The organism is Brevundimonas sp. (assembly GCF_027484365.1).
Taxonomy (GTDB): Bacteria; Pseudomonadota; Alphaproteobacteria; order Caulobacterales; family Caulobacteraceae; genus Brevundimonas.
The window spans coordinates 1-12,393 of sequence record NZ_JAIXTC010000013.1; the positions used below are offsets into that span (position 1 = coordinate 1).

Genomic DNA, 12,393 nt, shown 5'->3' on the forward strand with positions numbered 1-12,393 from the left:
CGACATGGTTGTATCTTTCAAAAAGACCGCAGATTAACAGTTTCGTCGTATGGCAAAAGCCATCGCCAGAACACCGCCGCCTGCGTTTCTCTTTCCAAATCAACGATTTCAAAGACCAAGACCGGAGGAACCGGCCCCACTGTTTAACGCCGGTGAACGGCGGAGGCGGCGATGTAGTCGCCTCGGAAGTCCGTGTCAAGAAGTTCTTCTGAAAGAACTTTCCGACGTCGTCACCGGCCCGGAGGTCGGCGGAGGCGGCGATGTAGTCGCCTCCGTTTTCTGCGTCAAGTGGTTCTTTTTAAAGAAGAACCTCGGTCTGCAGAGCGGCCCCGGAGGGCTGCGGAGGCGGCTTCCTAAGGAAGGCCGAACCTCGTGTCAACCGGGCTGTTGAGCCATTCCGCGAACCGGTGAAGCCGGGCTTCTGGAGCGCAAAAAACCGTCGGGAGAAGCAAGAGGCCTCCCTCTGTTATCGTTTCCGACGATTCGATTGGAGCGGGGAGATTATGTGGAACCGGCCAGGGAAGCAAGGAGTTTCTAACCCCTCTTTTCCGTCCAGGTCCCTGACGACTTGCGTCCCCGAGGCCCCGGCGGCCAGCCCGTCTCCGAGCGAGGGGGCGATATACGGAGAGGCCTTCCTGCCCGCAAGCGGCATTTTCGCGGCAGGGCCAGTTTCTCGCGGAGTCCGGGTCAGCGACCGCAGTGACGGTCACGCCCCTAGCCCGCGGCTATATAGGTGCGCAGGCTTTCCGCCTCACGGGTGGCCTCGGCGATCTGGCATTTGACCACGTCGCCGATGGAGATCACGCCACTCAGCCGGTTGTCCTTAAGCACCGGCAGATGGCGGATCCGGCGGTCGGTCATCCGCTCCATGAGAATCGCCACCGTCTCGCCAGGCTCGGCGAAGATCACGTCCCGGGTCATATAGGCGGACACCGGCTTGCCCAGGCCGGCGACGCCGTCCGCAGCGACGGCCTTGACGACGTCCCTCTCGGATATGACGCCGACCACGCGATCCCCGTCGCAGACGATCAGGGCACCAACCCGCCGGCTGTCCAGCTCGGCGCAGGCGGCGGAGAGGGAGATGTCAGGCGCGACGCTGAAGACGTCGCCCCCTTTGCTCTTGAGGATTTCAGCGACCAGCACAGTGCGGCTCCTTCCCTTATGTTCTTGGGAACGGCCGTCGGCCGAAGAGCCGAAGCCGCTTCAGGTCGGAGGATCGCCCAGACCGCCGGACGAATCAAACCTTTCCTCCGGCCGCGCGAACACCCGGGCGAGCGGACCGATGGCCAGGATGCCGAACAGGAAACCGAAGGCGTGGGCCTCCCAGGCGATTCTCGCCCCCTCGACCCCCGGCGCGAAACCGATCAGGCCGACAACGGCGTTGACGGCCATCCAGGCGATCGAGGTCGTGACGACGGCGCGGCTGGTCAGGGGCAGAACCCGTCCTCGCCCGCCCAGCAGACGGGTCGCGGCACCGATCAGGCCGAACACCGCCCCGGAGGCTCCCACCAGCGGATCAGGACTGCCCAGGTGGACCAGACCATAGCCCAGGGTCGCAAAAATTCCGGCGCATATATAAAGTGCAAGAAACACCCCCACGCCGACCGTCCCCCGGAACAGTCTGGCCACCGGCGCACCGAAGGTCAGGGCTGCCACGGCATTCATCAGGGCATGCATCCAGCCGCCGTGCACCAGCATGGAGGTAAACAGCCCGCTGTAACGCCCATCGGCGAGGTCGACCGGCGCGAAGGCCAGTCCCAGCCAGTTGTCGCGGGAGCGTTCCTGAAAGAAGTAGAGCGCCGGCATCGAGGAGGCCAGCAGCACCGCCAGAAGGGGCGCGTTGAAGATGCGTTCTCTCGGGGACGGGCCGGCGAATCGGTCGGGCATGGGCTCCATCCCGGTCAAATGCGGAAAGGCCTAACCAATCTCAAGCGCTTCTTAATAACCATAACTCACTTTGGGAGCCGGACCGCGACCTGGCGGCCATGAATCGTGTGCGTATGGGATTGGCCGAAATGCCCTTCAAGAGGACGTCCATCGCCCTGCTGACCGTCGCCCTGGCGGCTCCGGGCGCAGCCCTGGCGCAGTCGAGCGGCTCGGCGGGCCTGTCGACATTCCAGAGCGGCTACGGCGGCGCGCGGCAGTCGGTGACCTCGGCCCAGACCGGATCGACCCGCGACCAGAACGGCAACCGCCTGATCGTCGATGGAATCATCCAGGCCGGTGCCTCGGCCTACTCCCGCCAGTCGGGCGGCGTGTCGAACACCTACTCCGGCGGCGTCGGCAACTCGCAGGGCACGACCATCGCGGGATCGACGGCCATCGGCAACAATCTGAACGTCGTGGTCCAGGGCAGCCACAACACGGTCATCGTCAACTCGCGCCAGACCAATACGGGCAATGTCAGTGCTCGAACGGATCTGACCGGTACCCTGACAGGCTTCGAATGAACGCGCGCATGTTTGGTCCCCGGCTGAAGAGCGGCGTGGCCGCCCTCGCAGCCGCTGCAATGTTGTCCGCCTGCGTCAGTCCCGTGGCGGGGCCCGGCGGTCTCTACGCCCGACCGATCGGCAATGCGCCGGTGACGGCCAACCCGACCCCCTATTCGACAGCACTTTATTGTCTCGCCGACTATGCCCGGCGCTACAACCTGCCCTCGCCCCGGATGGCGGTCGCCCGTATCGCCGACTACACGGGCACGGTGTCCGCTGACGGCGGTCGCCAGATCACCCAGGGCGCTTCACTCATGGCCATGAGCGCCCTGGCGAAGTCGGGTGCCCAGATCGTCGAGCGATACGACACCTCAGTCGGGGAGATGGAGCTCCGCTACGCCAACAACCGCCTGATCGCTGACCAGGGCGGTACGGCTGAGGAGCCGAACTATCGCCGGATCCTCGCGGGTCAGGTTCCCGGCTCGGACTTCTACATCGCCGGCGGCATTACCGAGGTGAACTACAATATCCGCTCGGCCGGTTTCGACGCCGCCGTGGGCGAGACCGACACCGACGTCCCCGGCTCGGGCATCGTGCAGGGCAAGGTCTATGTGATGAATGTCGCCCTGGACCTGCGTCTGATCCAGACGACGACATACGAGGTGGTCGACGTCATCTCCTACCAGAAGCAGATCATCGGCCGCGAAATCTCCGCCGGGGTGTTCGACTTCCTCAACGGCAACGTCATCGACGTCTCGGCCGGCACCGGCGGGATGGAGCCGGTCCAGCTGGCGGTCCGCGCCCTGATCGAGCGGGCGACGCTGGAGATGATGGCCAACCTGTACGGCGCGCCGGGTCCCGAGGTCTGCCTCGACGCCGCCAACGACCCCCTGAACACGGTGGGCGCGACCGGCGGCTACTACGCCGCCTACGACAACACGGGAACGAACAATGGCCAGACTCGCGCCGAACCGTCTCGCTGGCACGATCGCCGCGACGGCGATGTGCGTCGCAGCCGCTACTGAGGCCTGCGCCCAGGACCGTTCGATCGTCCTGAACCAGCAGCTTCAGCTCGGCGACGTCATCGCGGGCCAGACCCTGAACGTCGAGGACGCCTCCGGAGAGGTGGCCGTGAACAACGCCGCCCAGGGCAACAGCCTGTCCGGCACGGTCCAGAACGACGCCCTCAGCCTGAGCTCGACCCAGACGATGCGCGGCAACACCCGCGCGACAACCACAATGACCCTGACCGGCGAGACCGAGGGTCCGGTGAATGCGACGACACAGGCGCGCGGCAACTACCTGGCCGCCGGGGCCTATGGCGCCGATCTGACGATCGAGTCGACCCAGACGGTGGATCCGTCCGAGGTCACGGCCTCCTCCACGATCACGGGATCCTCGGCCCGCCTGATCGGCGGGGCCTCGGTCGGGGTCACGGCCATCGCCAACACCACGGCTATCGGGGCGAGCGGCTCCCACGTCCAGGGCACGGTGATCCAGAACTCCGCCGCCGGGGTTCGCTCCGAGAATTTCGCGGGCACCCAGTACATCCCCGAGACCGGCGAGTTCATCAGCCAGTCGATCGGCAACTCGGTTCTGGTCAACTCCGGCCTCGCGTCCAGCCAGAATCTGACCCTCCGCCAGCGTCAGGCCGGCGATCAGGTCACCGCCTCGACCAGCGCCAACTCCGGAAACGCCTGGGACCTGGCCGGGCGGGCGCGGGCCACGGGCAACCAGGCGGTGCTCTACAATCAGGGCGGCTCGGCCGTCGTGACGACCGACCAGTCCAACCTGTCCCGGATCCAGACCGCCAGCCGCGTCACCAGCTACGACTTCGGCGCGGCGACCTCGAACGCCTACGGCACGGGCAATGAGGTCTCGATCGGCAACAACGATCGCTATCTGGAGATCGACAATTCCCAGGTGAACTCCGGCGGGGTCGAGGTCGCCTCGACGTTCGAAGGCACGAACGGCTACGACGCCCATGTCGCTGCGGAGGCCGTCGGCAACTCGGTCACCGGCTACGCCTGCTCCGCCTGCGACGGCACGATGGACGTCACCAACGCCCAGACCAACTCCGGAAGCGTCTCGGCCACCGCCTCCACCACGATCCGCGGCAACGGCCGGTCGGTGACCACCGGAGCCAATGCCATCGGCAACAGCGCGACCTTCTACGTCTCTCGCCCCGGAACCTGACGTAAAGTTCATTTTACACCCGCGCCGGTTCGGGGCGAAGGTGACGACAACCGGCGGCGTCCGCTGGGATCACATCGTCATCTCTGTCCGGCCGCGCCCTCTACGGTGCGCCGACCGTTCCACCGGAGCCTGCATGTCCAACGCCCGTCGCCTTCTTCTCGTCGCCGCCTCCGGGCTGGCGCTCCTTACAGCCATGCCCGCCGTCGCCCAGACGGCCCAGCCTTCCGCCCCCTGGGCCCAGGCGGCAAGCGACATTCCAGCCGATTCGAACGTGCGCTTCGGTGTCCTGCCGAACGGCATGCGCTACGCCATCCTGCGCAACGCCACGCCTCCAGGACAGGCGAGCCTGCGTCTGCGCATCGCCGCCGGTTCGCTGATGGAGAACGACGACCAGCAGGGCCTGGCCCACTTCATGGAGCATATGGCCTTCAACGGGACGACCAACATCCCGGAGAATGACCTGCTGCGCATCCTTGAGCGTCTGGGTCTGGCCTTCGGCGCCGACACCAACGCCGCCACCAGCTGGGATCAGACCTTCTACCAGCTGGAACTGCCGCGCACGAACGACGAGACGGTCGATACGGCCCTGCGGATCATGCGCGAACAGGTGTCCGAAGCCCTGATGGACCCGGAAGCCATCGACGATGAGCGTAACGTCATCGTCGGCGAGGAGCGGACCCGCAACACGCCCGGACTGCGCTCGGCCAAGGCCCAGTTCGCCCTGCTCGCTCCGGGTCAGCGGATCTCGCAGCGGTTCCCGATCGGTGATCTGGATATCATCCGCACCGCGCCCCGCGATCGCTTCGTCGAGTTCTACAACAGCTACTACAGGCCTTCACGCGCCACCATGTTGGCCGTCGGCGACTTCGATGTGGATCAGATGGAGGCCAAGATCCGCGGCGCCTTCGAAAGCTGGCAGCCCAAGGCCGCCGATGGTCCGGAACCGGATCTGGGCCAGCTCGCGCCTCGTGGTCCGGAGACCCGTATCCTGGTCGAACCGGGTGTCCAGTCGTCGATCCAGCTGAACTGGACGCGCGCCCCTGACCTCGACCCCGACACCGTCGCCGAGCGCCAGTCGCGCATTCTGCGCAGCCTCGGTCTGTCGGTGCTGAACCGTCGCCTCGGCGAACTGGCGCGGGCCGACAATCCGCCGTTCATCGGCGCCGGCGCGTCCAGCTCCACCCTGTTCGACAGTCTGGAGATCGGCGGCGTCCAGGCCTCCTTCAACCCGGGCGGCCTGCAGCGGGCGCTGGAGACCATCGAACAGGAAACCCGTCGTCTGCAGGAATACGGCGTGACCGAGGCCGAGCTGCAGCGCGAGATCACCGACAACCGCACCAGCCTGGAGAACGCCGTCGCCGCCGCTGCGACCCGGACGACGCCCGCCCTGGTCAACGGTCTGCTTTCCGCGACCAATGACGACCGCGTCTTCTCCTCGCCCCAGACCAATCTCGACATCTTCAACGCCGCCGTCCAAGGCCTGACGCCCGCAGCCGTCGATACGGCGGTCAAGGCGGCCTTCGAAGGTCAGGGCCCGCTGGTCCTGGTGGTCACGCCGGAGCCGATCGAGGGCGGCGAGGCCGGGGTCACGGCCCTGCTCGAGGCCTCCCAGGCCACGCCGGTCATCGCCCGTGCGGTCCAGGCCGCTCTGGAATGGCCCTATGCCGAGTTCGGCGCAGCGGCCCAACCCACAGCCCGGCGCGAGATCGCAGACATCGGCGCCACCGTCGTGACCTTCGCCAACGGCACGACCCTGACGGTCAAGCCGACCGCCTTCCGCGACGAACAGATCCTGGTCAGCGTCCGCGCCGGTCTCGGCGAGCTCGGCCTGCCGACCGACCGGCAGGACCCGCAAACTCTCTCGTCATTCGTGTTCACGGCAGGCGGTCTGGGCAAGCTGACGGCGGATGAGCTGACCCGCGTGCTCAGCGGCCGCATCTATGGCGCCAACTTCTCGGTGGACGGCGACGCCTACCAGCTGTCAGGCGCCACCCGGCCCCAGGATCTGGCGCTCGAGATGCAGGTTCTGACCGCCTATCTGACCGACCCGGGCCTGCGTCCCGCCCCGTTCGAGCAGATCAAGGCTCTGTTCCCGCAGATCATCGCCCAGCAGATGGCTACGCCTGCCGGAGCATTCGCTATCCAGTCCTCGGGCCTCCTGGCCTCGGGCGACCCGCGCCAGACCTTCCCGACCGCCCAGGACATCGGCGGCTGGACCATGGACCAGCTCAAGTCCGGCCTGACCACGGGGCTCGGACAGGGTCCGGTCGACGTCGTCATGGTCGGCGACGTCACGGTGGACGACGCGATCGCGGCGGTCGGTTCGACGCTCGCCGCCCTGCCCGCCCGCCCGGCCCTGCCGACCCCGGCCGCCGGTGCCGATGTGCTGCGCTTCCCCGCCGGCACGGCCACGCCGGTCGTGCTGCGTCACACCGGGCCGGCCGAACAGGCCCTGGGCTATGTCGCCTGGCCCACGGTCGATGCGGTCGGCGATCGGACCGAGGCGCGCCTCGCCAATCTGCTGGCGGCCGTCATGGAACTGCGGGTTCTCGACGAAATCCGCGAGAAGCAGGCCCTGGCCTATTCGCCGGGCGTCGGCGCCTCGTCTTCGGATGTCTACGCGGGTTACGGCTCCATCTCCGTCACCGCCCAGACGACGCCGGAGAACCAGGCGAAGCTGTTCGAGGCTGTCGACGTCATCGCCGCCTCGCTGCGCGACACGCCGATCACCGAGGACGAGCTGACCCGGGCCCGCGCGCCCCAGGTAGAGGCCCTGCGCCGCAGCCAGGCAGGCAACGACTACTGGCTGGGCCAGCTCAACGATGTCGCAAGCGATGCGGACGCCGTGACCCAGATCACGACCCACATCTCTGACATCGAGGGCTTCACGCCGGCCGACATCCAGGCCGCCGCCCAACGCTGGCTCGTCGACGCCAAGGCCTGGCGAGCGTCGGTGATCTCGTCGAACGCTCCGGCGCAGTAGGACGAAAGAAGGCCCCGGGGCTTGCGCTCCGGGGCCAGGTTTTCACTCAGGATCGCCGGCGATGACCGACGATTGAACTATGCGCCCAGGACGATGCGCCCGGCGTGAACGGCGCGTTGTCCGCCGTTCACGTGGCGCGGGCGGCCACTAGAAGACCCGTCCGCCGACCCCGCCGTCCAGCATCATGGTCGCACCGACGATGGAGGCACCGGCCTGCTGCACGACCTCCTCGCGGTATTCGGTATAGACTTCCTCGCGGACCCAGGTGACCACCTTCACGCCTGCGCCGTAGCGGCGCAGCAGGGACCGCTCGTTGCAGTCGCGTTCCGGCCGCTGGACCCGGCAGGTGATCCCGCCGGACCGGTCGCGCCACAGGGCGTTGCCCTTCTCGCAGGCGAAGGTTTCGCCACCCTGGCCGCCGACTCCGCCGCCGCCATAGCTCGTCTGGTTCGACCACTCTGACCAGGTGACCTGCAGGTGGGTGCCGGCGATGCAGCGGAACAGTTCACCCTCGTAGCTGTCGGCGATGTCGCGGTCCGGAATGACCTGGGACGCCGGATGCGGGATGTCGCGATCGTCGATGCAGAAGGCCTGGATGACGACGCGCTTTTCCCAGCGGCGGCGGGCTTCGTAAGGCACGCGGACGACCTGGGACACCGCCCCGGCCTCGACGTTCAGGTTCTGGATAACCGTGGGATAGGGTTGTTCGACACTGAAATAGGCCGAACCGCCGGCACCACCGCGCAGGTTGCCGTAGCCGCCCGCGCGGGCGTTGACGCCGGCGCGCGCCGCTGCCGAAGCATTGGAGTTGGCGTTCGCATTGATGTTGACGTTGACGTTGATGTCGCCCGGCGTCGGATAGTCCGGCGGGCCCGGATGGGTGCAGCAATCCGGCGGGGGCGGCGGAGGGGGCGGAGGCGGAGGCGGCTGGCAGCCCGTGTCGCACGGCGGCGGCGGCGGCTGGCAGCCCGAGTTGCACTGCATCGAGCCGGCGGCGCTCGCCAGGCTCCAGAGGCCGGCGGCGCCCACGAGGGCCGGCAACCAGGTCTTGATCCGCACCCGCATGGGCTGGGCTCCTGCAAACAACATGCGGCGTCGCGCGGGGCGCGGGCCGGTTCAGCCTGACATCTGGCGGCAAAGGTCTTTCGTTTCCGTTAGCCACATGCCTCGCCCTACCGCTCGCGGCGCGGCCGCTCGCTTCTTGAAGGCGGTTCGAAGCTGGCCCACGCCTTGCGCCGCGCCTGTCGAAGGCGAGGGCGATGTTCCATCCCGGCACGCAAAATCTGATCGACGACTGGGCGGCCCTGCCCGAGGCCGGCCGGATTCCCGCGCGCGCCGCGTTCGAGCCGCTGCGGATGGGCCGGCTGGTCCCGCAACTGTTCACCGCCGACCGCGCCAGCGAGGGTGCGACCTTCCGGCTGGCCGGGGCCTGGATCGAGACCCTGCACGGCCGTCCCATGCGGGGCGTGCCGTGGCTGGAGCTGTGGGCTCCGGAGAGCCGACCGCTGGTGGCGAGCGCCGTGGTTCAGGCCTTTCGTGAGGCGCGTCCCGTGGTCATGGTCGCCGAGGCTGCGCGCCTGAGGGGGGTGCTGGAAATCGTCATCGCCCCAATGCGCCGGGCGGACGGCACGGCGGATCGCCTGATCGGCCTCTACCAGCCCGTGGCCGAACAGGAGCGCCGCAAGGAGGCGGTCGGGCCGCTGACCGCCCGACTGTCGATCGGCGTCGGAACGCCCAGTCGCGCGCCGCTGACGCTCGCGGCGCTGGACGGCCGCCGGATCGCCTGATCACGCCCGCTCCCCCAAGAGAGGAGCTATTCTGCGGCTTTCAACTCCGCCGCATACCGCTTCCAGTTCTGCACATAGTGCTGCGCCGACATCGTCAGGGCGGCGATCTGGCTCGCGTCCAGTTCGCGGACGACCTTTCCAGGCTGGCCCATGACGAGGGAGCCGTCGGGGATGACCTTGCCCTCGGGGATCAGGGCGTTCGCGCCGATCAGACAGTTCTTTCCGATCTGCGCACGATTGAGGATCACCGCCCCTATGCCGATCAGGCTGTTGTCCCCGACGGTGCACCCGTGAAGCATGACCTTGTGCCCCACGGTCACGTCCCGCCCGATGGTCAGGGGCGAGCCGGGGTCGGAATGCAGGACGCTGCCGTCCTGGATGTTGGTGTTCTCACCGATGGTAATCGGATCGTTGTCTCCACGGACGGTCGCCCCGAACCAGACGCTGGCGCCCGAACCGAGAATCACGTTCCCTAGGACGACAGCATTATCCGCGATCCAGTATTCGCCCTTCGGCGGAAGCTGCGGTTTCTTGTCCGCCAGCGAATAGATCGTCATCGAAACATCACCTTATTCTCAAGCAAATGAGGGCTTTAACCCTTCGCTAACCACGATAGCATCATTCTGTTGATGCGATTCGAGGTCGCCATTTCGGCCCCGAGTCCGTAACCGGATCAATCCCGGTCCGGTCAGAGCCTTGGGGGCGTGCGTGACGCGTTCGGGTATGCGGCGGGTTCTCCCGCTGGATGTGGGATACATCATCGACCCCGGATGCCGCTTCTGCGACTCCCCTTTCCTCCCCACCCTCGTTCGAGGCGATGCTTTCGCAGCATCGCCTTTTTTCATGCCCTGGAGGCACTGATGGCCAAGCGCGCAACCCTGAAGCGTCAAACCCGCGATGGAGGAGCCTTCGACGGCCCCGACTATGGCCAGGATGCGAAAATCCGCCGCCTGCCCACCCCGCAGAGTCGGGGCGCCTGGTCGCCGCATCCGTCCAATGACGATCGCGAGCAGGGTTATCTGAAGACCCTGAAACCGAAGTCCGAAGGCCAGGCCGCGCTGCTGAACGCTATCGACACCTCCAACCTGTGCGTGGCCCTGGGTCCGGCAGGCACGGGCAAGACCTATCTGGCGGTCGCCAAGGCGGTCGAGGCGCTGGAAGCGGGCAAGGTCGGACGCATCGTCCTGTCGCGCCCGGCCGTCGAGGCCGGCGAATCGATCGGCTTCCTGCCCGGCGCCATGGAGGACAAGCTGGCCCCCTATCTGCGGCCCCTCTACGACGCCCTGTCGGACCGGCTGACGATGAAGCGGGTCGGGGCCCTGATGGCCGAAGGCCTGATCGAGATCGCGCCGGTCGGCTATATGCGCGGCCGCACCCTGAACAACGCCTTCATCGTCATCGATGAAGCCCAGAACTGCACCTATGTGCAGCTGAAGATGCTGCTGACGCGGCTGGGCTGGCATTCGACCATGGTCGTCACGGGCGATCCGGGCCAGACCGACCTCCTGCCGTCGCTGTCGGGGCTGGCGGATATCGCGGCCCGTCTGGAGGCCGTGCCGGAGATTTCGGTCGTGCGCCTGGCCGAGGGGGACATCGTCCGTCACCCGCTGGTGGCGAGCATGATCGGGGTTCTCTGACCCTCTCGACCGGACAAGGAAAAGGCCGGCGGATCGCAGGATCCGCCGGCCTTCTTCATTTCAGCGAGGCGTTCAGCGCTTCCTGGCGCCGTCGAGGCTCCAGGCGCCGGGCCCCGAGGTGACGAGGTAGAGGAAGACGAAGCAGAACAGGATCGCCGCATCGCCGCCGTTGACGGCCGGGAACGGGCTGGAGGGGGCGTGGAACATCCAGTAGGCCACAGCCATCATGCCCGACAGGATGAAGGCGGTCGGACGGGTGAACAGGCCCAGAATGATCAGCACGCCCCCGACGGTTTCCAGCACGCTGCCGACGCCGAGGATGGTGGTGAGCGCCTGCTGACCCGGCTCGGCGCCTTCAGGAAAGCCGATCAGCTTGATCAGGCCGTGGCCGAGGAAGAGCAGGCCGGCGACGATGCGAAGGATCGCCAGGGCCTGCGGTTGGTATCTCGATGCGCCGTTGAAGACATTCATGGGTTTCATCCCTTTCTGTGGGTCGCGTTGAAGTGTGCAGCCCGTCTGGCGACGCTAAGCCGGACGGGCCGTTGGACAAGTCGCCTGCTGGTCTCAGGCTGCGTCGACCAGGACGATCTCGGCGTCGTTGACGGCCGTCACCGTGATCGTCGCCTCGTTAGAGATGGCGGCGCCGTCACGGGCGTTCAGGCGGACGCCGTTGACCTCGACCTCGCCGATCGCAGGGACCAGATAGCCGCGCCGGGTCGAGCCCAGAGGATAGGTCGCGCTCTCGCCCGCCTTCAGGGTCGCGCCGACGATGCGGGCGTCGGTCCGGATCGGCAGGGCGTCGTCATCGCCGTCGAAACCGGACGCCAGAACCACGAACTGTCCGGCGCGGTCGCCCTTGGGAAAGGGTTTGGCGCCCCAGGCCGGCGCCTCGCCGCGTTTGGTCGGTTCGATCCAGATCTGGAAGATGCGGGTCAGGGTCGACTCGGCATTGTATTCCGCGTGACGGATGCCGGTGCCCGCGCTCATTACCTGGACGTCGCCGGCTTCGGTGCGGCCCTTGTTGCCCAGGCTGTCCTCGTGGGTGATCGCGCCTTCGCGGACGTAGGTGATGATCTCCATGTCCGAGTGAGGATGCGGCGGGAAGCCCGTGCCGGCGGCGATCTCGTCGTCGTTCCAGACGCGCAGATTGCCCCAGCTCATGCGCGCCGGGTCATAGTAGTTGGCGAAGGAGAAATGGTGTTTGGCGTTCAGCCAGCCGTGGTTGGCGCCACCCAGGCTTTCGAACGGTCTGCGCTCGATCATTGAAGTCTCTCCGGCCGCAGGACGTCCCGCGGCGCTGTTGCTCGGACGATAACATAGGTGTCCGGGAGAGAACTGCAACAGTGCTAGTATCAGAA

Annotated in this window: 12 protein-coding genes and 1 pseudogene; 7 read left to right on the forward strand and 6 right to left on the reverse strand. The window is 67.0% G+C overall.

What is annotated here, in order from left to right:
• Positions 1-212, forward strand: a pseudogene (locus Q0044_RS05100) (hypothetical protein); the annotation flags it as partial.
• 502 nt (positions 213-714) lie between these two features.
• Here Q0044_RS05100 and Q0044_RS05105 read toward each other — a convergent pair.
• Both Q0044_RS05105 and Q0044_RS05110 read right to left on the reverse strand, forming a co-directional pair.
• Positions 715-1,143, reverse strand: a complete 429-nt coding sequence (locus Q0044_RS05105; RefSeq protein ID WP_298160412.1) for a CBS domain-containing protein — start codon at positions 1,141-1,143, stop codon at positions 715-717.
• Positions 1,144-1,203: 60 nt separating this feature from the next.
• Positions 1,204-1,887, reverse strand: coding sequence for a rhomboid family intramembrane serine protease (locus Q0044_RS05110; protein ID WP_298160414.1), 684 nt, complete (start codon positions 1,885-1,887; stop codon positions 1,204-1,206).
• Positions 1,888-2,015: 128 nt separating this feature from the next.
• On the opposite strand from Q0044_RS05110, the gene hfaA reads away from it, so the two are divergent.
• The 4 genes from hfaA (at position 2,016) to Q0044_RS05130 (ending at position 7,611) form a co-directional block, all read left to right on the forward strand.
• Entirely contained in the window at positions 2,016-2,450 is a 435-nt protein-coding gene (gene hfaA, locus Q0044_RS05115) for a holdfast anchoring protein HfaA (protein WP_298160416.1), read from the forward strand.
• 8 nt (positions 2,451-2,458) lie between these two features.
• Positions 2,459-3,457 (forward strand): holdfast anchoring protein HfaB, encoded by a 999-nt coding sequence (gene hfaB, locus Q0044_RS05120; RefSeq protein WP_298160418.1) that lies wholly within the window; start codon positions 2,459-2,461, stop codon positions 3,455-3,457.
• Positions 3,384-4,628 carry a holdfast anchor protein HfaD gene (hfaD, locus tag Q0044_RS05125; protein WP_298160420.1) on the forward strand — a complete coding sequence of 415 codons (1,245 nt, stop codon included), beginning with the start codon at positions 3,384-3,386 and terminating at the stop codon, positions 4,626-4,628. The genes hfaB and hfaD overlap by 74 nt, the downstream gene beginning before the upstream one ends.
• A gap of 133 nt (positions 4,629-4,761) precedes the next feature.
• Positions 4,762-7,611: a M16 family metallopeptidase gene (locus Q0044_RS05130; RefSeq protein ID WP_298160422.1), complete on the forward strand. Its 2,850-nt coding sequence runs from the start codon at positions 4,762-4,764 to the stop codon at positions 7,609-7,611.
• A 147-nt stretch (positions 7,612-7,758) separates the two neighbouring features.
• Here the strand turns inward: Q0044_RS05130 and Q0044_RS05135 are convergent, their stop codons facing one another.
• On the reverse strand, positions 7,759-8,676 hold the full coding sequence (locus tag Q0044_RS05135; RefSeq protein ID WP_298160424.1) for a hypothetical protein: 918 nt from the start codon (positions 8,674-8,676) through the stop codon (positions 7,759-7,761).
• A 194-nt stretch (positions 8,677-8,870) separates the two neighbouring features.
• On the opposite strand from Q0044_RS05135, the gene Q0044_RS05140 reads away from it, so the two are divergent.
• Positions 8,871-9,398 (forward strand): PAS domain-containing protein, encoded by a 528-nt coding sequence (locus Q0044_RS05140; RefSeq protein ID WP_298160425.1) that lies wholly within the window; start codon positions 8,871-8,873, stop codon positions 9,396-9,398.
• Positions 9,399-9,424: 26 nt separating this feature from the next.
• Here Q0044_RS05140 and Q0044_RS05145 read toward each other — a convergent pair whose 3' ends face one another.
• On the reverse strand, positions 9,425-9,955 hold the full coding sequence (locus Q0044_RS05145) for a gamma carbonic anhydrase family protein (RefSeq protein ID WP_298160427.1): 531 nt from the start codon (positions 9,953-9,955) through the stop codon (positions 9,425-9,427).
• Between the two features lie 291 nt (positions 9,956-10,246).
• Here Q0044_RS05145 and Q0044_RS05150 point away from each other — a divergent pair, with 291 nt between their 5' ends.
• Positions 10,247-11,035: a PhoH family protein gene (locus Q0044_RS05150; protein WP_298160498.1), complete on the forward strand. Its 789-nt coding sequence runs from the start codon at positions 10,247-10,249 to the stop codon at positions 11,033-11,035.
• A 72-nt stretch (positions 11,036-11,107) separates the two neighbouring features.
• Here the strand turns inward: Q0044_RS05150 and Q0044_RS05155 are convergent, their stop codons facing one another.
• Together Q0044_RS05155 and Q0044_RS05160 are read right to left on the reverse strand one after the other, a co-directional pair.
• A complete protein-coding gene (locus tag Q0044_RS05155) occupies positions 11,108-11,506 on the reverse strand; it encodes a DoxX family protein (RefSeq protein WP_366941102.1) in 399 nt (132 codons plus the stop codon).
• A gap of 93 nt (positions 11,507-11,599) precedes the next feature.
• On the reverse strand, positions 11,600-12,298 hold the full coding sequence (locus Q0044_RS05160; protein WP_298160431.1) for a pirin family protein: 699 nt from the start codon (positions 12,296-12,298) through the stop codon (positions 11,600-11,602).
• Between the last annotated feature and the right edge of the window lie 95 nt (positions 12,299-12,393).